Below are 25,471 nucleotides of genomic sequence, written 5' to 3'. Positions count from 1 at the left end.
GGTTTTATGGAAAGACTGATAGGATTTGACCCTCAGCTTTTGGCTGATTCAGCCATTACCGGCTTGGCGGTCCTTTTCTTGTTCTTTATTCTTTCCTATTTGCTTTTTAATCCGGCTAAGGATATGCTCAAAAAAAGAAGAGAGCGAGTTGCCGGAGACCTGGAAAGTGCAAAAGATGCAAAGGCAAAAGCTGATGCTCTTAAGGCGGAGTACGAAGAAAAATTGGCCTCTTTCCAAAAGCAGGCTGACGCTATCTTAGAGGATGCCAGAAAAAGGGCAAAGGATAGAGAAAACGAAATCATAGAAGAAGCAAAGGCGGAAGCTAGAAGAATTACTGACAGGGCTAACAACGAAATAGAGTTGGCAAAGAAAAAAGCCATGGAAGAAGTTAAATCAAATATAGTGGATGTTGCTTCGATTATTGCAAGCAAAGCAGTCAATTCTGCAATGAATGTTGAAGTGCAGGATAGACTTGTTGAAGAGACTTTAAAAGAAATCGGAGATGGTACATGGCAAAATTAGTGTCCAAAGTATATGGAGATGCTTATGTGTCGGTAGTATCTGAAAAGAACAATCTGATTGATGCACTTGAGGAGATAAAATCCGTAAAAAATATTTTGCTTGAGAATGTCGAGATTATAGAACTTCTTGATTCACCTAAGATGGATGATGAGGAAAAAATCGACTTTATAAAGGGAATATTTGAGAATCACATCAGTGTGGATTCAATGGGATTTTTATTGACTATAATCGAAAAGAAGAGACAGGCTGAACTTTTACCTATACTTGATTATGTTATAGATTGTGTAAAGGAGCTTCTTCTTATCGGAAAGGCAACTGTTACGACTGCGCTGCCGCTTGATGATTCAAAGAAGGAGAGAATAGTGGATGAGCTTTTGAAGTCATCACATTATAAGTCTCTCGAAGCGGAATACGTGGTAGATGAGAGTATCATAGGCGGTATTGTCATCAGAATCGGTGACAGAGTTGTGGATTCAAGTGTAAAAACAAGAATTGATAAGATGAGAAAAATGTTATCATAAGCCGTATTACCGGCAAAAAGTTTAAAGAAAAGAGGTACGAGTCTAGTGAATCTAAGACCTGAAGAAATCAGCTCAGTTATAAAAGAGCAGATAAATAAGTATTCAACTAAACTCGAGGTATCAGATGTGGGTACTGTTATCCAGGTAGCAGACGGTATTGCCAGAATACATGGTCTTGCAAAGGCTATGCAGGGTGAGCTTCTGGAATTCCCGGGGGATGTTTACGGCATGGTTCTTAACTTGGAAGAGGACAATGTCGGCGCTGTTTTACTTGGTGATAAGAAGAATATCAGCGAGGGTGATACAGTAAAGACCACAGGTAGAGTTGTAGAGGTTCCTGTAGGAGATGCACTTACAGGTAGAGTTGTAAACGCGCTTGGACAGCCAATCGACGGAAAGGGACCTATAACTTCAGATACCTTTAGAAGAATAGAGAGAGTTGCACATGGTGTTATCGAAAGAAAATCGGTAGATACACCGCTTCAAACAGGAATAAAGGCTATTGATGCCATGATTCCTATAGGAAGAGGACAAAGAGAGCTTATAATCGGTGACAGACAGACAGGAAAGACTTCTATCGCTGTAGATACTATAATCAATCAAAAGGGACAAAATGTTCACTGTATCTATGTTGCTATAGGACAGAAGGCTTCTACTGTTGCATCAATTGTAAAGACTTTTGAGGATTACGGTGCTATGGACTACACTACAGTAGTAGTTTCTACTGCAAGTGATCTTGCACCGCTTCAATATATCGCACCTTACTCAGGTTGCGCTATAGGTGAGGAATGGATGGAAAGAGGAGATGATGTACTCGTAGTATACGATGATCTTACAAAGCATGCTGCCGCATATCGTACACTTTCACTCCTTCTTAAGAGACCACCGGGACGTGAGGCTTATCCGGGTGATGTATTCTATCTTCACTCAAGACTTCTTGAGAGAGCTTCAAGATTGTCGGAAGACCTTGGTGGCGGTTCACTTACCGCATTGCCTATAATAGAGACACAGGCAGGAGACGTTTCAGCGTATATTCCTACAAATGTTATTTCTATTACAGACGGTCAGATTTACCTTGAGACAGAGATGTTCAATGCGGGATTCAGACCTGCTATCAATGCCGGACTTTCAGTATCAAGAGTAGGTGGTTCCGCACAAATCAAGGCTATGAAGAAGATTGCAGGACCTATAAGAGTTGAGCTTGCACAGTACAGAGAGCTTGCATCATTTGCACAGTTCGGTTCTGAGCTTGATGAAGCTACAAAGAATCAGTTGGCACAGGGTGAGAGAATCAGAGAAATCTTAAAGCAGCCAAACTATAAGCCGATGGCGGTTGAATATCAGATAATCATTATCTTTGCCGCTACAAAGAAACTTTTGCTTGACGTTCCTACAGAGAAGGTACTTGAGTTCCAGGATAAGTTGTTCAGATTTATAGAGAGCAAGCATCCTGAGATAGCTGCTGAGATTAGAGATAAGAAAGAAATTTCCGACGATTTGGCAAAAAGACTTACAGATGTTATCAATGAATGTAAGAAAGCATAGTGCAGGTGTATTATGGCTTCAATGAAGGAAATAAAGCGTAGGCGTGCGGCGATACAAAGCACTGCTCAGATTACCAAAGCCATGAAACTTGTAGCAACGGTTAAGCTTCAAAAAGCAAGGGCAAAAGCGGATGCTTCCAAGCCTTACTTTACCGTAATGTATCAAACTATCGCATCAATGCTTGAGAAAAGTGAGAATATATCTCATAAGTATCTTAAGAAAAATGACGGCGGTAAGACAGGAGTATTGGTTATTACAGGTAACAGAGGTCTTGCAGGAGGCTATAACAATGCTGTAAGCAGGCAGGTAATAAGCGAATTCAAAAGCAATGAAACACTTATATATGCAGTGGGTAAAAAAGGTAGAGATACACTCTTACATAAAGGCTTTGAAGTAGAGGGAGACTTTTCAGAGATTGTGGAAGAGCCGCTGTACAAGGATGCCGCAGATATTACAAAGGTGTTGCTTGACGACTATGAAAGCGGAAAACTCTCAGAGATTTATGTGATATATACCAATTTCAAGAATACGGTGGTACATGATCCTGTACTTTTGAAATTGCTTCCTATCAGCAAGGAAGATTTATTACAGCCTGAGACTACAGAAAGTGAGGGTCCAAGAGCCCTTATGAATTATTCTCCCAATGAAGATGAAGTATTGGATGCTATAATTCCAAAATACATTTCTTCTGTTATTTATGGCGGTCTGATGCAGTCTGTTGCTTCAGAAAACGGTGCCAGAATGACCGCTATGGATTCTGCAACATCAAATGCGGAAGAACTTATAGATAAGCTCGGATTACAGTATAACAGGGCTCGTCAGGGTGCTATCACTCAAGAGCTTACAGAGATTGTGGCCGGAGCCAACGCCATAGAATAACGACCGGAAACGGATGAAGAAGAGGAAGGAGAAAAGTTGATGGCAGAGCCAAATATTGGCAAAATAACCCAGATTATCGGTGCCGTTTTGGATATTAAGTTTTCCAGAGGACACTTGCCACAGATCAATGAGGCAATAAAGATAGATACAGCTGACGGAGTGCTCACTGTAGAGGTTGCACAGCATCTGGGAGATGATATAGTAAGAACCATTGCCATGGGAAGTACAGACGGACTTGTTCGTGGAATGGAAGCAAGAGCAACAGGAGCGCCTATTTCAGTTCCTGTTGGAGAAAACACTCTAGGTAGAATTTTTAATGTACTTGGAGAGGCGATTGATAAGAAAGAACCACCTAAGGTAGAGGAGTATCTTCCTATACATAGAAAGGCTCCAAGCTTTGAGGAGCAGTCTACTCAGACCGAGATTCTTGAGACAGGAATCAAAGTAGTTGACCTTTTATGTCCATACCAAAAGGGTGGAAAGATTGGACTCTTTGGTGGTGCGGGTGTAGGTAAAACCGTACTTATCCAGGAGCTTATCAGAAATATCGCAACAGAGCATGGCGGATATTCAGTATTTACAGGTGTAGGTGAGAGAACCAGAGAGGGTAATGACTTATACCACGAAATGACCGATTCGGGAGTTATCAATAAGACAACCATGGTATTCGGTCAGATGAACGAGCCTCCGGGTGCGAGAATGAGAGTAGGTCTTACAGGTCTTACAATGGCGGAGTATTTTAGAGATCAGGGTGGAAAGGATGTACTTCTTTTCATCGACAATATCTTCAGATTTACACAGGCAGGTTCAGAGGTTTCAGCGCTTCTTGGACGTATGCCTTCTGCGGTAGGTTATCAGCCTACACTTCAAACTGAGATGGGTGCGCTTCAGGAGAGAATCACTTCTACAAAGAACGGTTCCATTACATCTGTTCAGGCTGTATATGTGCCTGCGGATGACCTTACCGACCCTGCTCCTGCAAATACATTCGCTCACCTTGATGCTACTACGGTTCTTGACCGTTCTATAGTGGAGATGGGTATTTACCCTGCGGTAGATCCTCTTGGTTCTACTTCAAGAATACTTTCACCTCATATAGTGGGAGAAGAGCATTATCAGGTAGCGCAGAGCGTGCAGGAGGTATTGCAGAAGTATAAAGAGTTACAGGATATTATTGCCATGCTTGGTATGGATGAGCTTTCTGAAGAAGATAAGCTTACTGTAGCAAGAGCAAGAAAGATCCAGAGATTCCTTTCACAGCCGTTCTTCGTGGCAACACAGTTTACAGGAATTGACGGAAAGTATGTACCTCTATCAGAGACTATCAGAGGATTTAGAGAAATTCTTGAAGGAAAGCATGACGATATACCTGAGCAATATTTCCTAAATGCAGGAACTATCGACGAGGTTGTAGAGCGTGCCTCTAAATAGGAGGTAGTATGGACAAGTTTGCATTAAAGATAATGTGTCCCGACCATATTTTTTTTGAAGGGGATGCTACAATGGTGGAGTTTACCACAACACAGGGAAATGTCGGTATATATGCCAAGCATATCCCTATGGTAAATGTAATAGCACCGGGTAAATTATCTATACATTGTGAGGACGGAAGTGTAAAGACTTGTGCTCTTCACTCAGGCTTTGCGGAGATCTTACAGGATGAGGTTACAATACTTGCCGATTCATGTGAGTACAGTGATGAGATAGATGTTAACAGAGCCAAAGAGGCAAAGGAGAGAGCCCAAAAAAGACTTTCTCAAAGAGACGGTATAGATGTTGCCAGAGCGGAACTTGCACTCAGAAGAGCATTGGTTCGTCTGGATGTAGCAGGGATTAAATAAATTATAAGGATTGTATGTTGGCTTTAAAAGGATAGTGGCATACAATCCTTTTTTAGAATCACATAATTTTTCAGGATGAGAAATTTTAATTATTTATAGTAGGGGTATCATTTAAGTGGTAATCGAGGTGAATAATGAACAATTGTAGGGTTTCAGTAATTATAACTGTATTTAATTTGGAAGCTTTTGATTTGAAATGAGGATTACAGAACTTGCATTGAGAAAAATCTTAATGCAAGTTTTTCTATTTTTTAACTGTAATTTACACATTAACGCATTTGTATTATGAAATGAATTGTAGTATAATTGGCATGAAATAAACCTTAAATAAACAATTCAAGGGGATTATAATGATAATTACAAGAACACCTTTTAGAATGTCTTTTTTTGGTGGTGGTACAGATTTCCCGGATTTTTACAAGCAGCATGGCGGTTCGGTAATCTCCACCACCTTTGACAAGTATTGTTATCTTACAGTAAGACATTTGCCCAGATTTTTTGAATATACATCACAGATAGTATACTCAAGAACAGAGTCTGTAAAAAATGTCGACGATATAGAACATCCTGCTGTCAGAGAAGCAATGAAATATCTTGATATGCATGAGCTTAGAATATCTTATGATGCGGATTTACCTGCACGTTCGGGACTTGGAACAAGCAGTTCTTTTGCAGTTGGCTTGTTGAATGCCTTTTATGCACTTAAGGGGAAATATGCAGATAAGAGAAAACTTGCGGATGATGCTATTTATCTGGAAAGAGAGCTGTGTAAAGAGAGCGGAGGTGTTCAGGATCAGATAGCAGCATCTTTTGGCGGACTCAACAGAATAGTGTTTAATGCGGACGGATATGAGGTGGAGCCTATAATAATTTCACCGGAGAGAAAAGAGGCACTTAATGATAATCTTATGCTGTTCTTTACCGGTTTTTCAAGGTTCTCTTCAGATATACAAAAAGGTACGGAATCCGTAATAAAAGATAAAAGTAAGGAACTTTTAGAAATGCTTTCTTTGGTGGATACTGCTCAAGGTATACTTACCTCCAAAGAAAAAGATCTTAATGAGTTTGGAAGATTGCTTGATTATACTTGGATGCTGAAAAGGGGAATAGAAAGCAAAATTTCCACAAATGAAATAGATGTTTTATATAAACAGGCGATGGATGCCGGTGCGGTCGGAGGGAAGCTTCTAGGTGCCGGAGGTGGAGGCTTCTTACTATTTTATGTTGAAAAAGATAAGCAGGATCATGTAAAAAAAGCCATGAATAAGCTTTTACATGTACCTTTTGAGTTTGAAAGCGGAGGTACAAAGGTTATATACTACGATCCTGAGAGTTTTGTGATGAGGAGCGATAATGAGTAATGGTGATTTTGATAAGGTGTTATCTGTAGTAGTGCCCACATACAATTCTGAAAATTACTTAAGGACCAATTTGGATTCTTTTTGTATAGACGAAATAATAGATTGTATAGAAGTCTTGATTATAAATGACGGCTCTACAGACAAATCTTTGTCGATTGCCATGGAGTATGAAGAAAAATACCCTGATACATTCAGAGTTATTTCTAAAGAAAACGGCGGACATGGTTCGGGAATTAACTATGGAATAAAATATGCAACAGGAAAGTACTTCAAAGTGGTGGATTCCGATGACTGGGTCGGAAGAGAAGGAATTATAAAACTGGTAAGTGCTTTGAAGAATACAGATGTGGATATAGTTTATTCAAAATTCCTGTGGACCTTTGATAACGGAACAAAAGATGTTAAAAGCTTTAAAGTAAAGGCTGAATTTGAGGAGCCTTTTAAAGGTGTGGAATACGGCAAAGAATATAAGTTTGATGATATTGCAGGAAAAACATATATTAAAATGCATAATATGACGGTTAAGACAGATATACTTAAGACCAATAATATAGTAATAGACGAGCATTTGTATTATGTTGATTCGGAATATATACTCTATCCGATACCGTATGCTGATAAGATAATCTTTATAGAAGACGTTGTTTATTATTATAGAATAGGCAGAAGCGGTCAGAGTGTAGGTATAGATAAAATGAAAACCTACGAAGGACATTATGATAAAGTCTTGGAGTCATTGTGTGCTTTCTATGATACTTTAGGCAAAGAGGTAAAGTGTTCAGAAGCGAAAAAAAACTATATAGCCGGAGTTGTTTCCAGAATAATAGCCGGTAAAGTGAAGGTGGCGCTCAGTTTCCCGCTTGCTTTAAATAAAAAAGAGCAAATCAGGGAATTTGATAAGATGCTTAAATGTGAATATAAAGAAATCTACGATGCCAATATAAATAAAGCGGTCAAGATTTTGAGAAAAACAGATTACATGACATTCGAGCTTATGTCTTTAATTTATAAAGCCATAAATAAGATATAATTTTTAGTTCCAAAAAGGAAGGAGAAGATATGGGAAGTATAAAGGAGAGGGTATTACGACATAATAAATATGTCCCTTTATTTCAGCAGTTGGTAGTAAAAGACATTAAGTTAAAGTACAGAAGAAGTTTTCTGGGATATGTATGGAGTATTATGAATCCTCTTATAATCATGATAATCATGGTTATAGTGTTTTCAAATATGTTCAGATTTGACATTGTAAACTACCCGGTTTACTTGATAATAGGACAGACAATATTCAGTTTTGTATCTGAATCAACCAATCAGGCTATGTGGTCAATTACAGGTAATGCGGCACTGATAAAAAAGACGTATGTGCCAAAATATATATTCACATGGTCAAAGATAACAAGCTCTTTTGTTAATACCTTATTTGCTCTGGGAGCAATGCTTATAGTATTCATAGTATGTCAGGTGCAGTTTACTCCGCTTATGCTTTTTATACCTGTGGTACTTTTGCAGGTTTATGTATTCTCTTTGGGACTGGGACTTTTTATAGCTCAGGCAAATGTTTTTTTCAGAGACGTTCAGTATATATATGCGGCTTTACTTACCGTATGGATGTATTTAACACCTGTATTTTATCCTTTGACAGCAATACCTGAATATCTGGCAAACGGTATCAGAACATACAATCCGCTTTTTTTATATATAAGTCAGTTCAGAGATTTGGTTTTACAGCAGACATTTCCTGATATGAGTCTTATAATTTCCGGAATTTTATGGTCATTAGGTACATTCTTGGTTGGAACTTTATTATTTGTCGGATCACAGGATAAATTTATACTTTATATATAGAGTGGTGGTATATGGAAGAGAAAAAAACGATAATTAAAGTTGATGATGTCACAGTCAGATTTAATATGGCATCTGAAAGAATTGACAATTTAAAAGAGTATATTATAAAAGCGGTAAAAAGGGAGCTGATGTTTAAAGAGTTCCTTGCACTTCAAAATATTTCATTTGAAATAAGAAAGGGAGAGTCATGGGGACTTATAGGTGTAAACGGCTCCGGAAAGTCAACTCTTCTAAAGCTTATTTCAGGAATTTTAAAGCCTTATAAGGGTAAGGTGACAATAAACGGAAGTATAGCACCTTTGATAGAGCTTGGTGCGGGTTTCGATCCTGATCTTACCGCACGAGAGAATATATTTTTAAACGGTGCGGTGCTTGGACATGATCATAAGTTCATGGAAGAGCATTTTGACGAGATAGTGGAGTTTGCCGAATTACAAAACTTTTTGGATATGCCTATAAAGAACTATTCATCAGGTATGGCGGCAAGACTTGGATTTTCTATAGCTACCATGGTAAAGACAGATATTCTTATATGTGATGAGGTATTGTCTGTAGGTGATTATGCATTCCAGCAAAAGTGTGAGGAAAGAATGCATAAGATGTTGGAAGACGGTACAACTCTTATATATGTATCGCATGATATAAATTCGGTAAGAAGACTTTGTGACCACGCAATATGGCTTGATAAGGGTAAGGAAGTGATGAAGGGCAATGCTCTTACCGTTTGTGAAGGCTATATAAAAGAGATGGTTGGAGATATAAAGGCTGCAAAAAAAGGTGATGACTTTGATTATGTTATTGTTTCTGCAGTACATGAAGACAGTAAATATGATAAGTTTGACGGAAATAAGCCGCTGGAGCTTCTCTCAAAGAAGCAATTACCTATTATCTTCTATACTATGAGAAGATATCCTCAAAAAAAGTATGTAATTTTGGGAAATGAGAATATCGATATAATTGAAAAATATGTAGAGGCTTTTGGTGGTGTTCCTTTTGTTTCTATAAAGACCGACAGTAAAGACAGCATTGAAAATATCCAAAAGGCACTTAATTATATTCCTAGGGATAAGAGATTTTTGATAATTGATGCAAATATGGTACTGGATAATGACGTAAAGATTGAATCAACGACAGGAAATACCATAGGAACAAGCGACAAGTATGAAAGTGAATGGAGATTTGAAAAGGGCATTATAGAGAAGAAGAAAACAAATAAAAATGCCATTATGAATTGTGTTTTACTTGAAGATAAGTCTGTACTTGAGGATATGCCGCAAAAGGGTGAATTTATAGAGTATCTCAGTAAGTCTAAAATTAAATTTAATACGATAGACCTTGAGAATACCAAAAAGGTGACAAGTCTTAAAGACCTGGAGGAAGATAATGAAGAAGATGTAAGTGCTTATCCGGGAAGAGCCTTTAATATGATAAAGGTTAGCGATAATATACTTGTAAAATTACCTCAAGACGATCTTGGAAAATTATTGGCTGCACAGGAGACCAAATGGTATCAGAAAGTTGCTGATCTGAACTTTATGAATATACCACCTATATATGAGTACAACCCTATTCGTATGAAAAAAATCGATGGTGATGTGTTATACAAGGCTTCTCTTGGAAATGATGAAAAAAAAGAAGTTTTGGATGATTTGATAGATGTGCTTAACGATCTGCATAGTAAGGGTAGCAAGTCTGTTAATATGTACAGTATGAAAGATGTTTACTATAACAGCACTTTCTCAAGTTTGGATGCTATAAAAAATATAGTTCCTTTTGCCACTGACGAATTGATCAAAATAAACGGTAAGGACTGTAGAAACCCTTTCAAACTCAGACATGAGATATACTTTGCAATACAGGAAAAACTTATGGAAAATTGCAAGAAGTTTTATCTGATGCATGGTGATTGTACATTCTCAAATATTATATTGGGTAAAGATAAAAAACTTACATTGATAGATCCGCAAGGGTGCTTTGGACAGACTGATTACTATGGAGATATCAATTATGATTGGGCAAAGCTTTATATGTCTATAGTTGGTAACTGGGATCAGTTCGTACTTGGTAATTTCACATTAAACTATAACAATAATAGTGTAGAAGTAAATGTTAAATCAGGTAACTGGGAACATCTCGAATCACACTTCTTAGACAGAATAAATGTTGAAAACAGTGCTACGATTAAGTTTATACATGCGCTTATATGGCTGTCATCAACCATGTACAGATGGGATGATTATGACTTTGTAAGTGGTGCTTTTTACCTGGGTACTTACTATCTTAATCAAGTTCTTGATGAATTTGATATCAAATGATACAATTATTTTGATAAGAATTTGCCAATGCCACAAAGTTCTTACATTATTAAATCAGAGGGATAAAAAATGGCTATAAACTTATATCAGGACGGCGAAATGAGGGCGCTTGCTTCGGTATTGATACCAAGCTATAACAGTCCGGATTTGAAATTGACAATTCAATCGGTATTAGAGCAGGATTACTCTAATATAGAAATAATACTGATTGATGATTGCTCAAGTGAATTTTCGCCAAAAGATATTGAGGACTATATCAATCAAAATAAGTCCTCAAACATAGTTGATTTTATAATTTCTCAAAATGATTGTAATTTGGGAACTGTAAAAACTATGAATCGGGCTTTTAAGTATGCGAGGGGAGAATATATATTTTCACTGGCAGGAGATGATTGTTTTTATGACAGGCAGGTAATAACTGACTGGATAAATGAATTTGAAAAGTCAAAAGCAGAGGTTATAACAGCTAAAAGGGCGGATTATGATTCGGAAATGTCGGAAGAAAATGGAACTGCACCAACAGTATTGCAGATACATATGATTAAGACATTGAGTCCGGAAGCTTTATTTGAGAAGATAGCTGTTGAAAACTTTGTACTGGGATGTTGTACCGCCAGAAAAAAAACGGTACTAAAAGAGTTTGGATATTTTGATGAAAGTTACAGAATGATAGATGACCATCCTTTTGTGCTGAAATATCTGAGAGAGGGAAATCATATACACTTTTTTGACAGATGCGTTATAAAATATCGTGGTGGCGGAGTGAGTTCTGCAGAGAACTGTAATCTGAAGTATATGGAAGAGAGTGATATGATATTTGCAAACGAGGTTACTCCATTTGCAAAAAATCCGAAAAAAATATTGAAACAATATATGGCATGGAAAAGACATAGGAGATTATTGAACAATTATCTTATTGAAAGAAGCAGATACGAAAATAATCGTATTATGCCTATAATACTTCAAATTATGGTCAGAATTAAAATGCCTTTATATACTATGAAACGCATAGTTGAAAAATTTGTTATAGAGAGGATATTGAAATGAAAGTAATATCAGGAAGATTGGACAGAGCCTTTGAGCTTCACCAAAAAGAATATGAAGACAAAGCCATAGAAGTCTTAAGATCGGGATGGTACATACTGGGAAAAGAAGTGAGCAGTTTCGAAGAGGAATTTGCCGCTCATAATAATATAGAGTACTGTGTGGGTGTTGCAAGCGGATTGGATGCTTTGGCTCTTGCTATCAGAGCACTGGGAATTGGAGAAGGTGATGAGGTTTTGGTTCAGGCTAATACCTATATTGCAAGTGTAATGGGTATAACAATGAATCGTGCTACACCTGTATTTGTTGAGGCAAACAAGTATTACAATATTTCCGTAGAGGATCTTGAGTCTAAAATAACACCTAAGACAAAGGCTATTATGGTTGTACATCTTTACGGACAGGCATGTAAGATGGATGTTGTAATGGAAGTTGCAAAAAAACATGGATTATATGTTGTCGAGGACTGCGCACAGTCACATGATGCATGTTACAACGGTAAGAAGACAGGTACATTCGGAGACATCGGATGTTTTTCTTTCTATCCTACAAAGAACCTCGGAGCTTTTGGAGATGCAGGAGCAATACTTACATCAAATAAAGAGCTCAGAGATAAGATCGCAATGCTTAGAAATTATGGAAGCAAGGTGAAATATCATTTTGAAGAAGTAGGTCTAAACTCAAGACTTGATGAGCTTCAGGCAGGATTACTTCGTGTAAGATTAAGATATCTTGAGGCTATGGCGAAGGAAAGAGAGCGTATAGCCGACTATTATACAAAGAATATAAAGAACGATAAGATAATAAAGCCTGAGCTTCAGGAAGGAGCAACTTCAGTATGGCATCAGTATGTTGTAAGAACTGATGAAAGAGATCGTTTTGAAGAATACTTAAAGGAAAATGAGATAATAACAACTATCCACTATCCTATTCCACCGCATTTGTCAAAGGCGTATGAGTACCTTAATTTAAAGGAAGGTAGCTTCCCTATGACTGAAAAGTATGCGAAAGAAATGCTGTCATTACCTATATATAACGGAATGACTGATGAAGAAGTTAAGTATGTTGTTGAGGTGATCAATAAATATTAATATAAGTCATAAAGTTAAGGAGATTATAACTATGAATAAGATTGAACTTCAAAACTTTATATTCTCTTCTAATGCAACAAGAAGAAAGTTACTTGAATATGAAAGTGAATTGAGCAAAAAATACAATGTCCAAGTTTTCAGAAACCATTCATTTGAATTGGTGGAGCATACGATATCAGCATATTTGGACTATGCAGGTATCGGTGTAAACTTTGAATACAGTGGATATGATGACAGCTTCTCATTCTCTGAAGTTGATATAAGTGCCGATGCAATTATTGTTTGGGTAGATGCAAAGAGATATAATACGGATAATTTTTCCGGATTTTTAAAAGGCAGACTTGAACAGCTGAGGGCAATGTATAGCAAATCGATTTTGCTTGTACCTTATGGATGCGATTATAAAAGTGAGGACAATTCCATAGTTGTATTCTCTTTGGATGATATAAAGAACGAGCTTGGCGATAAATTTACAGATGAAAGAGTTGCTTCGGTAACAGGAACTTCTTTGAGTAATGTAGCTATGTTAAAAATATCAAAGGAGCTTGGTTTAAGATACATACCGGCAATTTTAAAGCCTTCACTAAAGGCTGTGGTTGTGGACTTTGACAATACTTTGTATAAGGGAGTGTTGGGAGAAGACGGTATTGACGGCTTAGAAATTACCGAAGGACATAAGAAACTTCAACAGCATTTAAAGGAACTGTCAAAGAAAGGCATTTTTCTGTGTGCAGCTTCAAAAAATGAGGCGGAGGATGTGGAGAAACTTCTTGAAAAGAGATCCGATTTTGAATTGAAAAGAGAAGATTTCACAAAGATGTGTGTATCCTGGCAGGCTAAATCAGATTCTATAAAAGAGATATCAGAATACTTGAATATCGGTATCGACAGTATATTAATGATAGATGATAACATAGGCGAGGTAAATGCACTGGCTTTTGCTTATCCTGAGTTGAAATTAATACATGCCAAGGATGATGCAAATGAGACTTGCGAAGTACTGGATAATTATCCGGGACTCTTACTTCTTAATACTACAGCAGAATCGTCTATCAGAAAAGATGATGTTATTGCCAATGAAAAAAGAAGACTTTTGAAATCAAGTGTTGAGAATAAGGAAGATTATATAAGGTCATTACAAATAAAACTCACATATGATTTTGACAATAAGGAAAAATTAAAGAGAATATCAGAGCTTGCCAATAAGACAAACCAGTTTATATTTAATTATAAGAGATATTCTCAGCAGGAGATTGAAAATATATATGCATCTGATGACTACATGATAGTGAGTATATCATTGCAGGATTGCCTGTCTGACAGCGGTTTGATTGCTGTTTGTGTAGGTAAGAAAACAGATGATTATATAAGTCTGGAAGAATGTTTTATGAGCTGTAGAGCTTTGGGTAGAGGCATAGATGATGTCATTATTATGGGTGCCATAAAACTGCTTACCGAAAGACTAGGAGTACAAAAGGTAAAAGTATTGTTTAAAGAAGGTGAAAGAAACACACCTGCTAAAAACTACATAGACTCTTATTTGAGCGAATATGTAGATGACATAAAGGAATTCAAATATGATTTTCCGAAGGATTTGATAACCATAGATATAATAGAAAGGTCATAATCATGAGAGAAGAGATAATCAAGATAATTGCAGAGGTATTAAAAAAGGATGTATCAGTAATTGAGGCAGGACTTGATGATGCCAATACATGGGATTCTTTGAACAGAGTTGAAATAATGTTCGCTGTTGAAGATGAGTACGGTATAACATTTGAAGAAGATGAGTTACCGGAGATTAATACACCGGCAAAGTTTATAGCGTTGGCAATTAAAAAGGCGGAAGAATAATGAATCATAAGTGCACTCTTGACGGATATTGCTACAGGTTAAGACCTGTAAAGGTATCAGATGCTGAATTTATAGTTAAAACAAGGCTGGAAGATGCCGAAAGAAATATATTTATACATAAAATATCACCGGATATTTCTCTTCAGGAGGAGTGGATAAAAAACTACCTTGAGAGAGAAGGGGATTATTATTTTATTGTAGAGAACAGGTTTAACAATAAACCCGAAGGTCTGATAGCCTTTTATAATGTGGCTGACAATAGGGCCGAATGGGGAAGATGGGTCATAAAAAAGGGATCTTTTGCTGCAGCGGAAAGTGTTAAGTTGCTCTATAAGATTGCCTTTGAACAGGTAGGTCTTGATGAACTTTATTGCGATACTATAGAGGATAATAAGGCCGTGGTTTCATTCCATACTTCTATCGGAGAAAAGACAAGAGAAGTGCTTATAGACGAGATCGAGTTGGAAGGTAAGAGATACAACTCGGTAATACAGTACTCTGACAGAAAAAATTTCTATGAAGTGGTAGAGCCTAAGTTAGATAATAATGCTTATATGATATATAAACGTATGATTAAGCAGAGTGTCGGAGAATTGGAGTTTGAGCATATAGGAGTTGCTGTAAAAAATATAGAAAAAGAAATGAAGAACTATCTTTTGCTTGGTTATAGAAAGGATTCCGATATTTTTGAGGATGAGACTCAGGGTATACGAGGCATTTTCCTTGCAAGAGACGGACATCCTAAGTTGGAGCTTTTAGAGAATCTTGAAGGAAGAGACACTGTAACAAAACAGCTGGCATCAGGCAATAAAATGTATCATAGAGCTTATCTTACAAAGAATATCGAAGGCGCTATAGAATTGTTTAAAGCAAATAAGGCTAAAATAATTTCACCACTTGTTATGTCCACATTTTATAAGACAAGAATCTGCTTTATGATTTTGCCGAATATGGAGATGATAGAGCTTGTTGAAAAAATTTAGCCGACAAATATTGTACAGTTATTTCAAATACAAATAATATAAAAATAAAACTTGAGTAAATAAAGGAGATGCACATGAAGCTGGTATTTTATTTCCCATGGCCTGAAGTAAGTGGAGGGCCGTTTTACCTTACAAGAATCGCTAATGCAATCGCAGAGACTAAAGAATATGATGTATATTATGTAGATTATAAGGGCGGTCTTGCAAATACCTTGCTTAAAAATAAAGATATAGAAGTTCTTATATATGACAACGAGGGAAAGAAATATACAATCTTCAAGGATGAACCGATAGTATTGGTTATGGTTATTTATTGGGCTCATATGGTTCCGATAATGCATCCGGATTCCAAGGTTGTATTCTTAAACTGGCACAATTGCTGTATACCTGTATTAAAGGGAGACTGGCATTGTACCACAAGATTTGTTAATAAGTTCCTTGAGTTGGTTAGAGATACTTCCAGTGTGTTTTTCCTTGATAAGACACATTTGTTGGCGCAGAACACAGATACCATTAAATTTAAAGAGGAATACGTACCTATAACTATTCCTGAACGAGATAAAACAGTAAATCAGGAAATAGTAAAGGAAAAGGAAAGAAATATTGCTGTTCTGGGAAGGCTTGTACTTGATAAAATATTTGCTGTAACAGATTTGGTGGATAATATAATAGCCTCACGTGATAATGTGAAGACCAATATTTATGTTATAGGTGAGGGTGACTGTCAAGACATGCTTTTTAACAAGAAGCTTCCTTCATACATAAAGCTGATTAAATGTAAGACTATGGATATAGAAAAGATAATTGATCTTTTCTGTAAAAAGGTAGATATACTCTTTGCTATGGGAACATCTGTACTTGATGGTGCTTCCGTAAAATTGCCGTCGGTTATTATACCTAATGATACAGTTCCTTTTTCATGTAATAAGTATTCTTATCTGTATGAGTCTGAGGGATATGCCCTTGGTTGGGGACCTGACCAGATAGATGAACTTGATATAGAAACACATACTGTAGCTGAGATTCTTGATGATATATATGTAAAAGGAAAGAAAAAAGAGATTGGTGATAAATGTTATGAGTACTATGTGGAGAACCATACATCAAATCTCGAGATGTTTAGAGATGCTATAGCCGCATCAACTATGACCAGACAGAAGTATGTGGATTTCAACAGAAGAACATTTAACGGTAAGCTGTTTTTGTGGACAACAAGATATATTTATGAGAAGTTTAGAGGCGGTATAATTTACGAGATTAAGTTGTTTGGATTCCCTATATATACTTATGCAATGACATCGCATGTAAATAAAAACATATTTATATTTGGATTGCCGTTTATAAGGATAGTACAATACGGAGGTTCAAAATCTTTCCATTTCTTGCCTGCAGTATGGGCATTTACAGGATTGAAAAAACTTATAGGTAAATTGAAAAAGTGATAAGGAGGTATGTTTATGCACAATATGAATAAAGTTAAGATGCTTAGTTTTAAGCAGAACGGAGATGACAGAGGACATCTTGTAGTAATTGAAGGAAATAAAGATGTTCCTTTTGATATAAAAAGAATATTTTATATCTATGGTTCAGATCCTAATGTTATAAGAGGACAGCATGCAAATAGAGAAACCGAGTTTGTTCTGGTAAATGTTGCCGGAAAAAGCAAGGTAAAAGTATATGACGGAAAAGGTAATGAGGCTATATTTATTCTTAACAGACCTCATACAGGAATATATCTTCCAACCATGGTTTGGAAAGATATGTATGATTTCTCAGAAGACTCAGTGTTATTGGTGCTTGCAAGTGAAGCATACAATCCAAATGAATATATAAGAAATTATGATGAGTTTGTGGAAGAAATAGCAAAAGAAGAAGATTAAAAAGAGGATTTATTGTGGTGGAAAACACATCAAAACCAAATAAATTATATTCCTTTTTGATGAGCATATTGCCGTCTTCAAAAAAGAATGTGATGAAACTTTCTGATGAAATAGTCGGAAACAGACAGGCGCTTGAAGAGCAAATAGAAAGGCTTGATAAGAGCCTGGAAGAGAACTACAGACTTAGACTTGAAGACAGAGCTGTTTTTGAAGAGCTTGGAAAAAGATATAATGAAATAAATGATGAAATTTCGTTATTGAAAGAAAAGAGTAATGAAATTCATAGTACTCTGAAATTATATCAGGATAATACCGATAATTTATTTTCGGACTTGAAAACGGACTTCAAGTCCGAATTTGAGTCAAGTATTAAAAGGCTGGAGTCTTTACAGGCTGCTATAAATGATATGGCAGGCATGCAAAAAACTATATCTGATACTACAAATATGATTAGAATACAGATTCCGTTTGACAGAGTTATATATCAAAACTTTAAACCTGAAAAGGATAGATTTATAGATGGCTTTGTAAAGGGCATGCAGGATTTTGAAAATATTGCCGAAAAATATATGAGTCTTATAAAGGATATGGATTCTGAGAGTGTGGAAACTGTAGAGAGAATAATTAACAGGGCAAGGCGAATATCCAAATTAGACAATGGAGATGTTGATATATATACTTATGAAGAGCAGCAGGAACTTAGGCAAATGTTTGACCACTTTGATAAGAATATAGTCGAACTTAACTCGGATCTTTACTGCTATAAGAATTATTTCATGCCCATTAATTATTTCAATCCATCTGTTTTATATTACTATCATGGTATGAATGAACTCAAAACTCTGAAATATATCAGACAGAATAACATTATAGATGCAGGAGCTTTTATAGGAGATTCGGCTCTTATTTTATCAAAGTACACAGATAAAAAGGTTCACTCTTTTGAAGCGATGGAAAATAATTACGAACTTTTCAAAAAGACAATAGAATATAATAAGCTTGAAAACATTGTCCTTGAGAACAAGGCTTTGGGAGACTATACCGGTCAGATAACATTTTATGAGTCTGAGATTATGGATGAATGCTCATATATACAGGTAGACGGCACTGAGAAAGAAATTATGGTGGATTGTACCACCATAGATGAGTATGTGGAAAAGAATTCTCTTAAAGTTGGATTAATTAAGACAGATGTGGAAGGTGCGGAGAAAAATCTGATAAAAGGTGCTATGAAGACAATTACCGAGCAAAGACCTACTTTGCTTATAAGCATATACCATAGTGCAGAAGATTTCTTTGATATAAAACCTATGTTGGAGAGTCTAAATTTGAATTATCAATTTCGTATATACAGACCGGCTATGATGAATGTTCTTACAGATACTATACTGATTGCAGAGTGTAGAGATCATTTTGAGTAGTGTATATAAATATATAAGGGAGTTTGTTTATGCAAAATGTATTCATACAAAAAGATGAAATATTTGATAATCTCTTTAGAAGGTACCCTTCATTAGAGGTATGTAAAGATAGTATAAATCAGGCGTTTAATATATTGAAAGATACGGCTGTTAATCTAAATACTTTATACTTGGCAGGTAATGGTGGAAGTGCTGCAGATAGTGAGCATATAGCCGGGGAGCTTATGAAATCATTTATGGCCAAGAGACCGATAGACGGGAATCTTGCGCAGAAATTGAAAGATATGTATGGTGAAGAGGGGGAGAGCCTAAGTCTGGATCTTGAGGGAGGATTTAGAGCGGTGCCACTGCCTTCTTTAGTATCACTTTCAACTGCTATAATAAATGATGTAAACAGTGATATAATGTTTGCTCAGATGCTAAACTCAATAGGAGTTAAGGGAGATTTATTCTGGGGAATAAGTACTTCAGGGAATTCAAGAAATATAGTCAAAGCTGCGATGCTTGCAAAGGCAAAGGGACTTAAGGTTATGGCTTTGGTAGGTGAAAAGGAATGCAAGCTGGATAAATTATGTGATGTAATAATACATGTTCCTGAAACGGAGACTTATAAGGTACAGGAGCTGCATTTACCTATATACCATGCACTTTGCGCAATGCTTGAAAGTGAGTTTTACTGTTAAAATATAAGATAGTGTCATAAAAATAGTTTTATGACACTATTTTTATTATATGTTGTATAATATTAATAAGAATAAGGGGGTTGAGCGTTGGAATCGACATGTTCAGTGAAAGATAATAAAATTGCCTCTATTCAGTCACTAAGAGCCTGTGCTTTTTTGACTGTTTTTATATTACATTTGGAAGGGGCTACAATCGGTGTGTGGGGAGTTTCTGTCTTTTTTATCCTTTCGGGATTTATAATGTTTTATGCTTATAGGAACAGAAATTTGGAATCAGGTTTTGAAAAGAATATATTATTTGCATTCAGAAAAATAAAGAAATTGTATCTGCTTCATATTATCACTATGATACTTGCTGTAGTGATAGAGGTGTATATGTATTTTGATTATATAGCACCTAATAATGTGAGAGATATTTATGAAAGAATAGTTTTGAATACATTTTTAATGCAATCTTGGATGCCTGATCAAAATATATTTTTTTCTCTTAATGGAGTCTCGTGGTATCTTTCTACAAGTTTATTTTTATACTTTATGTTTCCGTATATTATAAACAGAGTAAAGAAATACAATTCAATTTTTGTGTCGTTTATAAAAATATCCATGATTTTATCTGTACAAATTGTAGTTGGAATTATATTAGGGAGACTAAATGCTACAGAAGAAATAGCAAAGTGGGTTACTTATATAATGCCTATATACAGAATTGGAGATTTTTATATAGGAATGGTGATAGGATATATATTTATAAATAAAAAGTGTCTATTTGATTCTTTATCTAAACCATATTTCGGTATTTTTATAAGCGCTGTTGAAGTTCTGATTTTGGTCTTAACAGTAATTGCAAATAAGATTTATGATGATTCCATAGGTGTACCGGGTAGTATATATTTCAAATTTACTCTTTTGTATACACCTTTATCTACAATGGCAGTGTATCTGTTTGCATTAAATAAAGGTATTATTTCAAAGCTTCTGACAAATAAGCTTGTAATTTATATAGGGGAAATAAGCGGTTTTGCATTTATTACTCATTTTATTATAATAAGATATTATAATGAGTTTTTATATAATAAGCATTTTATACTGTCAAACAGTTGGACAAGATTTGTAATATGCTTAGGGTTTACTATATTAGTCTCACATATATTAAATGATTTGAGTATTAGAAAGAACATTACAAAAAATAGTACTGTTTGTAGAATATAGCATAATAACAATGGTAGTTAAGAACAGATGTCATAACAAATAAATGTGGCATCTGTTTTTGTATTGGTGATATAGGAACAATACATTGGCTTTTTTTATACTAACCAATATAAGAAACTTTATTTCTTCACAGTTTTGTTAAATTATGGTATTATAAAAGTTACTGAAAGTTACAAAGGAAAATGCTTTGAGATCGAAAAACTTGAGCGAAAGTGAGGACGAACAATGAAGGGTATTATATTAGCAGGTGGTAGCGGCACAAGATTATATCCGCTTACAAAGGTTACATCAAAACAGCTATTGCCTATTTATGACAAACCGATGATTTATTATCCTATTTCCGTATTGATGGAGGCAGGTATTAGAGAGATACTTATAATTTCCACACCGGATGATACTCCGAGATTTAAAGAATTACTTGGAGACGGTACACAATTCGGACTTAAATTAGAGTACGCAGTTCAGCCAAGTCCTGACGGACTGGCACAGGCATTTATTATTGGAGCGGATTTTATAGGTAATGAGCCTGTGGCAATGATACTTGGTGACAATATTTTCCATGGACATGGGCTTAAAAATCATTTAAAATCGGCAGCTTCAAAGACAAAGGGAGCTACAGTATTCGGATACTATGTAGACGATCCTGAAAGATTCGGTATTGTAGAGTTTGATAAAAACGGTAAAGCCATTTCAATAGAAGAAAAACCTGAAAAGCCAAAGAGCAATTATTGTGTTACCGGTCTATATTTCTATGACAATGATGTAGTGGAGTATGCTAAGAACTTAAAGCCTTCTGCCAGAGGTGAACTTGAAATTACAGATCTTAACAGAATCTATCTTGAAAAGGGCGAGCTTGATGTAAAGTTACTTGGAAAGGGCTTTACGTGGCTTGATACAGGAACACATGAGAGTCTTGTAGAGGCTACCAATTTTGTATATACAATGGAGACACACCAGCACAGAAAGATTGCCTGTTTAGAGGAAATAGCATATTTGAACGGTTGGATTAGTGATGAAGAGCTATTAAAGGCTTATGAAATATTTAAGAAAAATCAGTATGGCAAATATCTGAAAGATGTATATGATGGTAAGTACATAGATGATGTACACTAGTCATAATTGTGTAGTAAAATTGCGAAGCTTTGTAAATCAGGCTCGTTAATAAAATTTAAATTAAAAAGAGGTTAATATGAAAATTATTGTTACAGGCGGTGCCGGCTTTATCGGCGGAAATTTTGTTCACTATATGGTAAATCAATATCCTGAGGATATGATTATAAACCTTGATCTTCTTACATACGCAGGAAATCTGGAGACTTTAAAGCCGGTGGAAAATGCACCGAATTACAAGTTTATAAAAGGCGATATTGCAGACAGAGAATTTATCTTCAAGCTCTTTGAAGAAGAGAAGCCTGATATTGTAATCAATTTTGCTGCAGAGAGTCATGTAGACAGATCAATCACAGATCCTGAGAGTTTTGTAAGAACAAATGTTATGGGGACAACAACCTTACTTGATGCATGCAGACAGTACGGAATTAAGAGATACCATCAGGTATCAACAGATGAGGTATACGGAGATCTTCCACTTGACAGACCTGATTTATTCTTCACAGAAGAGACACCGCTTCATACATCAAGCCCATATTCATCATCAAAGGCAAGTGCGGACCTTTTTGTACTTGCATACCATAGAACATATGGTCTTCCTGTGACAGTTTCAAGATGTTCAAACAACTACGGACCATACCATTTCCCTGAGAAGCTTATTCCTCTTATCATAAGCAGAGCACTTAATGATGAGGAACTTCCTGTATACGGAAAAGGTGATAATGTAAGAGACTGGCTCTATGTTACAGACCATTGTAAGGCTATCGACCTGGTAGTAAGAAAGGGTAGAGTCGGTGAAGTTTACAATATCGGAGGTCACAATGAAAGAACAAACCTTGAAGTTGTAAAGACAATACTTAAGGCACTGGGGAAGCCTGAGAGCCTTATCAAGTTTGTAACAGACAGACCGGGACATGACAGAAGATATGCTATAGACCCGACAAAGATAGAGACTGAGCTTGGATGGAAGCCTGAGTATACATTTGATACAGGTATTGTAAAAACTATTGAATGGTATCTCAACAATAAAGACTGGTGGGAGCATATTATCAGTGGTGAATACACAAAGTATTTTGAGAATATGTATGGAGAAAGACTTTAATGAGAGTATTGGTAACAGGCGCAAAGGGTCAGCTTGGAAGCGATCTTCTTTGCGAGTTGTCAAATAGAAATATTGATGCGATAGGCATAGACATTGACGATTTGGATATTACGGATCCTGAGGCGACAAAGGAAGTAATAGAAAAAATCAATGGTGAAAAAAAGCTTGATGCAATCATCCATTGTGCGGCATATACGGCAGTGGATGCGGCGGAAGATAATGAAGCCCTTGTAACGAAGATAAATGCGGAAGGTACTAAAAATATTGCGAAGGTGGCGAAGGCGCTTGACCTTTCCATGATGTATATTTCTACAGACTATGTATTTGACGGAGAGGGCGAAAGACCATGGGAGCCGGATGATAAGAGAGCACCTCTTAATATTTACGGTATGGCAAAGTATAAGGGAGAGCTATATGTTGAGGAATTACTTGAGAAATATTTTATAGTAAGAATTTCTTGGGTATTCGGTCTTCATGGAAACAACTTTATAAAAACAATGATAAGACTCGGAAAGGAAAGAGGAGCTGTAAGCGTGGTAAACGATCAAATCGGATCACCTACATATACTCCTGATCTTTCAAGACTTTTGGTGGATATGATTTTAACCGACAAATACGGAAGATATCATGCTACGAATGAGGGGCTTTGTTCCTGGTATGAATTTGCCTGTGAGATATTTAAGCAGGCAAATCTTGATGTGGCAGTTACACCTGTGAACTCGGATGCTTTCCCGGTGAAGGCTAAGAGACCTCACAACTCAAGAATGGATAAATCAAAGCTGACAAAGAACGGATTTGAGCTTTTGCCTTCATGGCAGGATGCTCTAAAGAGATACCTGTCAGAACTGGAGAATGGCTAATGGGAAAATATTTCGGTACAGACGGATTTAGAGGAGAAGCAAATATAGACCTTACAGTTGAACATGCATATAAGGTTGGAAGATTTTTGGGAAGCTTCTACTCTAAGGACGGTAAAAAATGCAGAGTTGCTATAGGTAAGGATACAAGAAGATCAAGCTATATGTTTGAATATTCTTTGGTAGCGGGACTTACAGCATCCGGAGCAGATGTATATCTGCTTCATGTTACTACAACCCCAAGTGTATCCTATGTTGTAAGAAGTGATGATTTTGATTGTGGAATAATGATTTCCGCAAGCCATAATCCATACTATGACAACGGTATAAAGGTAATCAACGGCAAGGGTGAAAAGCTTGAAGAGGAAGTTATAGAAAAAATAGAAAGCTATATAGACGGACCTGCAGATTCTCTTCCTTTTGCAACAAAGGAAGATATCGGAAGAACTATAGACTATGCCGCAGGCAGAAACAGATATATAGGATATCTTATCTCTATAGCTACCAGATCCTTTAAGGGAAAGAAGGTGGCACTGGATCTTGCAAACGGCTCGGCTTCAAGTATTGCAAAGAATGTTTTTGATGCCTTGGGAGCTGATACCTATGTGATTCATAACAATCCTGACGGTATAAATATAAATACCGACTGCGGTTCAACACATATAGAGAGTCTACAAAAATGTGTTTTGGAAAACGGTTGCGATATAGGTTTTGCATATGACGGAGATGCCGACAGATGCCTTTGCGTTGATGAGAACGGTAATGTAGTGGACGGAGACCTAATCCTTTATATTTGCGGTAAGTATATGAAGGAGAGGGGAGAGCTTTTCAACAATACCGTAGTTACAACCGTTATGTCAAACTTCGGACTGTATAAAGCCTTTGAAAGAGAAAATATAAATTTTGAAAAGACTGCTGTAGGTGATAAATATGTGTATGAAAATATGCAAAATAACGGTCACTGCCTTGGCGGTGAGCAGTCGGGACATATTATATTTGCAAAACATGCCACAACAGGTGACGGAATACTTACATCACTTAAGGTAATGGAGGTGGTGCTTGAAACCAAGCAGACTCTATCAAAACTCGCAAGTGAAGTGGATATCTTCCCACAGGTTTTAAAGAATGTGAGAGTTGTGGATAAGCAAAAAGCCGGAGAAAACAAGGCGGTGCTTGAGGCGGTAGATGCCGTAAGCAAAGCACTTGGAGATGACGGAAGAATACTTCTTCGTCCAAGCGGTACCGAGCCTCTTATCAGAGTAATGGTAGAAGCAAAGAGCATGGAAGAATGCGAAAAATATACAGATGAAGTAATAAAAGTTATGGAAAAAGAAGGACTTTTAATATAGGGGGACAAAAATCAGAGAATGGGACAAAGCTTAAACTTAGATTAGAAAAGAGGAGA

General features: G+C 36.4%; 24 protein-coding genes. All 24 read left to right on the top strand.

What is annotated here, in order from left to right:
• Positions 1 to 6 precede the first annotated feature (6 nt).
• The gene (gene atpF / locus HMPREF1140_RS11495) at positions 7 to 522 is read left to right on the top strand and encodes a F0F1 ATP synthase subunit B (RefSeq protein ID WP_007594432.1); all 516 of its coding nucleotides are present in this window, start codon (positions 7 to 9) and stop codon (positions 520 to 522) included.
• Positions 510 to 1,043 (top strand): ATP synthase F1 subunit delta, encoded by a 534-nt coding sequence (atpH, locus tag HMPREF1140_RS11490; RefSeq protein WP_009664008.1) that lies wholly within the window; start codon positions 510 to 512, stop codon positions 1,041 to 1,043. Before atpF ends, atpH begins: the two co-directional genes overlap by 13 nt.
• Before the next feature lie 45 nt (positions 1,044 to 1,088).
• On the top strand, positions 1,089 to 2,588 hold the full coding sequence (gene atpA, locus HMPREF1140_RS11485; RefSeq protein ID WP_009664017.1) for a F0F1 ATP synthase subunit alpha: 1,500 nt from the start codon (positions 1,089 to 1,091) through the stop codon (positions 2,586 to 2,588).
• Positions 2,589 to 2,600: 12 nt separating this feature from the next.
• Entirely contained in the window at positions 2,601 to 3,467 is an 867-nt protein-coding gene (atpG, locus tag HMPREF1140_RS11480; RefSeq protein WP_007594429.1) for an ATP synthase F1 subunit gamma, read from the top strand.
• Between the two features lie 39 nt (positions 3,468 to 3,506).
• Entirely contained in the window at positions 3,507 to 4,898 is a 1,392-nt protein-coding gene (gene atpD, locus HMPREF1140_RS11475; protein WP_009664014.1) for a F0F1 ATP synthase subunit beta, read from the top strand.
• 8 nt (positions 4,899 to 4,906) lie between these two features.
• Positions 4,907 to 5,308: an ATP synthase F1 subunit epsilon gene (atpC, locus tag HMPREF1140_RS11470; RefSeq protein WP_009663992.1), complete on the top strand. Its 402-nt coding sequence runs from the start codon at positions 4,907 to 4,909 to the stop codon at positions 5,306 to 5,308.
• 350 nt (positions 5,309 to 5,658) lie between these two features.
• On the top strand, positions 5,659 to 6,669 hold the full coding sequence (locus HMPREF1140_RS11465; protein WP_009664026.1) for a GHMP family kinase ATP-binding protein: 1,011 nt from the start codon (positions 5,659 to 5,661) through the stop codon (positions 6,667 to 6,669).
• Positions 6,662 to 7,699 (top strand): glycosyltransferase family 2 protein, encoded by a 1,038-nt coding sequence (locus HMPREF1140_RS11460; RefSeq protein ID WP_009663998.1) that lies wholly within the window; start codon positions 6,662 to 6,664, stop codon positions 7,697 to 7,699. Before HMPREF1140_RS11465 ends, HMPREF1140_RS11460 begins: the two co-directional genes overlap by 8 nt.
• A gap of 29 nt (positions 7,700 to 7,728) precedes the next feature.
• Positions 7,729 to 8,517 (top strand): ABC transporter permease, encoded by a 789-nt coding sequence (locus HMPREF1140_RS11455; protein ID WP_009664006.1) that lies wholly within the window; start codon positions 7,729 to 7,731, stop codon positions 8,515 to 8,517.
• An 11-nt stretch (positions 8,518 to 8,528) separates the two neighbouring features.
• The gene (locus HMPREF1140_RS13330) at positions 8,529 to 10,832 is read left to right on the top strand and encodes an ABC transporter ATP-binding protein (RefSeq protein ID WP_009663986.1); all 2,304 of its coding nucleotides are present in this window, start codon (positions 8,529 to 8,531) and stop codon (positions 10,830 to 10,832) included.
• Between the two features lie 69 nt (positions 10,833 to 10,901).
• A complete protein-coding gene (locus HMPREF1140_RS11445; RefSeq protein WP_009663987.1) occupies positions 10,902 to 11,879 on the top strand; it encodes a glycosyltransferase in 978 nt (325 codons plus the stop codon).
• Positions 11,876 to 12,967 (top strand): DegT/DnrJ/EryC1/StrS family aminotransferase, encoded by a 1,092-nt coding sequence (locus HMPREF1140_RS11440; protein WP_009664019.1) that lies wholly within the window; start codon positions 11,876 to 11,878, stop codon positions 12,965 to 12,967. Before HMPREF1140_RS11445 ends, HMPREF1140_RS11440 begins: the two co-directional genes overlap by 4 nt.
• A gap of 31 nt (positions 12,968 to 12,998) precedes the next feature.
• Positions 12,999 to 14,594: an HAD-IIIC family phosphatase gene (locus tag HMPREF1140_RS11435; protein WP_009664023.1), complete on the top strand. Its 1,596-nt coding sequence runs from the start codon at positions 12,999 to 13,001 to the stop codon at positions 14,592 to 14,594.
• Positions 14,595 to 14,596: 2 nt separating this feature from the next.
• Entirely contained in the window at positions 14,597 to 14,821 is a 225-nt protein-coding gene (locus tag HMPREF1140_RS11430; protein ID WP_009663991.1) for an acyl carrier protein, read from the top strand.
• Entirely contained in the window at positions 14,821 to 15,804 is a 984-nt protein-coding gene (locus tag HMPREF1140_RS13095; RefSeq protein ID WP_009664004.1) for a GNAT family N-acetyltransferase, read from the top strand. The genes HMPREF1140_RS11430 and HMPREF1140_RS13095 overlap by 1 nt, the downstream gene beginning before the upstream one ends.
• A 74-nt stretch (positions 15,805 to 15,878) precedes the next feature.
• Complete coding sequence (locus HMPREF1140_RS11415) at positions 15,879 to 17,246, top strand: hypothetical protein (RefSeq protein ID WP_009664005.1); 1,368 nt, start codon at positions 15,879 to 15,881, stop codon at positions 17,244 to 17,246.
• A 15-nt stretch (positions 17,247 to 17,261) separates the two neighbouring features.
• Positions 17,262 to 17,684, top strand: coding sequence for a sugar 3,4-ketoisomerase (locus tag HMPREF1140_RS11410; protein ID WP_009664011.1), 423 nt, complete (start codon positions 17,262 to 17,264; stop codon positions 17,682 to 17,684).
• 14 nt (positions 17,685 to 17,698) lie between these two features.
• The gene (locus tag HMPREF1140_RS13090; RefSeq protein WP_009664018.1) at positions 17,699 to 19,105 is read left to right on the top strand and encodes an FkbM family methyltransferase; all 1,407 of its coding nucleotides are present in this window, start codon (positions 17,699 to 17,701) and stop codon (positions 19,103 to 19,105) included.
• Positions 19,106 to 19,134: 29 nt separating this feature from the next.
• A complete protein-coding gene (locus HMPREF1140_RS11400; protein WP_009663995.1) occupies positions 19,135 to 19,788 on the top strand; it encodes a D-sedoheptulose-7-phosphate isomerase in 654 nt (217 codons plus the stop codon).
• A gap of 87 nt (positions 19,789 to 19,875) precedes the next feature.
• Positions 19,876 to 20,997 (top strand): acyltransferase family protein, encoded by a 1,122-nt coding sequence (locus HMPREF1140_RS11395; RefSeq protein WP_009663989.1) that lies wholly within the window; start codon positions 19,876 to 19,878, stop codon positions 20,995 to 20,997.
• A 225-nt stretch (positions 20,998 to 21,222) separates the two neighbouring features.
• The gene (rfbA, locus tag HMPREF1140_RS11390; protein WP_009663984.1) at positions 21,223 to 22,110 is read left to right on the top strand and encodes a glucose-1-phosphate thymidylyltransferase RfbA; all 888 of its coding nucleotides are present in this window, start codon (positions 21,223 to 21,225) and stop codon (positions 22,108 to 22,110) included.
• Positions 22,111 to 22,186: 76 nt separating this feature from the next.
• Entirely contained in the window at positions 22,187 to 23,209 is a 1,023-nt protein-coding gene (gene rfbB / locus HMPREF1140_RS11385) for a dTDP-glucose 4,6-dehydratase (RefSeq protein ID WP_009664025.1), read from the top strand.
• The gene (gene rfbD / locus HMPREF1140_RS11380) at positions 23,209 to 24,069 is read left to right on the top strand and encodes a dTDP-4-dehydrorhamnose reductase (protein WP_009663990.1); all 861 of its coding nucleotides are present in this window, start codon (positions 23,209 to 23,211) and stop codon (positions 24,067 to 24,069) included. The genes rfbB and rfbD overlap by 1 nt, the downstream gene beginning before the upstream one ends.
• The gene (gene glmM / locus HMPREF1140_RS11375; protein ID WP_009664027.1) at positions 24,069 to 25,415 is read left to right on the top strand and encodes a phosphoglucosamine mutase; all 1,347 of its coding nucleotides are present in this window, start codon (positions 24,069 to 24,071) and stop codon (positions 25,413 to 25,415) included. Before rfbD ends, glmM begins: the two co-directional genes overlap by 1 nt.
• The last annotated feature ends 56 nt before the right edge of the window (positions 25,416 to 25,471 follow it).

It is taken from the genome of Lachnoanaerobaculum sp. ICM7 (assembly GCF_000287675.1).
Taxonomy (GTDB): domain Bacteria; phylum Bacillota; class Clostridia; order Lachnospirales; family Lachnospiraceae; genus Lachnoanaerobaculum.
This window is presented reverse-complemented; position numbering and strand designations above follow the sequence as displayed.

Bases quoted from the DNA above. Each gene is read 5' to 3' on its own strand.
- atpH (WP_009664008.1), top strand. From the start codon at position 510: ATGGCAAAATTAGTGTCCAAAGTATATGGAGATGCTTATGTGTCGGTA.
- HMPREF1140_RS11460 (WP_009663998.1), top strand. From the start codon at position 6,662: ATGAGTAATGGTGATTTTGATAAGGTGTTATCTGTAGTAGTGCCCACA.
- atpD (WP_009664014.1), top strand. From the start codon at position 3,507: ATGGCAGAGCCAAATATTGGCAAAATAACCCAGATTATCGGTGCCGTT.
- HMPREF1140_RS11465 (WP_009664026.1), top strand. From the start codon at position 5,659: ATGATAATTACAAGAACACCTTTTAGAATGTCTTTTTTTGGTGGTGGT.
- HMPREF1140_RS13095 (WP_009664004.1), top strand. From the start codon at position 14,821: ATGAATCATAAGTGCACTCTTGACGGATATTGCTACAGGTTAAGACCT.
- HMPREF1140_RS11440 (WP_009664019.1), top strand. From the start codon at position 11,876: ATGAAAGTAATATCAGGAAGATTGGACAGAGCCTTTGAGCTTCACCAA.
- atpF (WP_007594432.1), top strand. From the start codon at position 7: ATGGAAAGACTGATAGGATTTGACCCTCAGCTTTTGGCTGATTCAGCC.
- HMPREF1140_RS11435 (WP_009664023.1), top strand. From the start codon at position 12,999: ATGAATAAGATTGAACTTCAAAACTTTATATTCTCTTCTAATGCAACA.
- atpC (WP_009663992.1), top strand. From the start codon at position 4,907: ATGGACAAGTTTGCATTAAAGATAATGTGTCCCGACCATATTTTTTTT.
- HMPREF1140_RS11445 (WP_009663987.1), top strand. From the start codon at position 10,902: ATGGCTATAAACTTATATCAGGACGGCGAAATGAGGGCGCTTGCTTCG.
- HMPREF1140_RS11455 (WP_009664006.1), top strand. From the start codon at position 7,729: ATGGGAAGTATAAAGGAGAGGGTATTACGACATAATAAATATGTCCCT.
- rfbA (WP_009663984.1), top strand. From the start codon at position 21,223: ATGAAGGGTATTATATTAGCAGGTGGTAGCGGCACAAGATTATATCCG.
- atpG (WP_007594429.1), top strand. From the start codon at position 2,601: ATGGCTTCAATGAAGGAAATAAAGCGTAGGCGTGCGGCGATACAAAGC.
- rfbB (WP_009664025.1), top strand. From the start codon at position 22,187: ATGAAAATTATTGTTACAGGCGGTGCCGGCTTTATCGGCGGAAATTTT.
- HMPREF1140_RS11415 (WP_009664005.1), top strand. From the start codon at position 15,879: ATGAAGCTGGTATTTTATTTCCCATGGCCTGAAGTAAGTGGAGGGCCG.
- HMPREF1140_RS11400 (WP_009663995.1), top strand. From the start codon at position 19,135: ATGCAAAATGTATTCATACAAAAAGATGAAATATTTGATAATCTCTTT.
- rfbD (WP_009663990.1), top strand. From the start codon at position 23,209: ATGAGAGTATTGGTAACAGGCGCAAAGGGTCAGCTTGGAAGCGATCTT.
- HMPREF1140_RS13330 (WP_009663986.1), top strand. From the start codon at position 8,529: ATGGAAGAGAAAAAAACGATAATTAAAGTTGATGATGTCACAGTCAGA.
- HMPREF1140_RS11430 (WP_009663991.1), top strand. From the start codon at position 14,597: ATGAGAGAAGAGATAATCAAGATAATTGCAGAGGTATTAAAAAAGGAT.
- glmM (WP_009664027.1), top strand. From the start codon at position 24,069: ATGGGAAAATATTTCGGTACAGACGGATTTAGAGGAGAAGCAAATATA.
- HMPREF1140_RS11410 (WP_009664011.1), top strand. From the start codon at position 17,262: ATGCACAATATGAATAAAGTTAAGATGCTTAGTTTTAAGCAGAACGGA.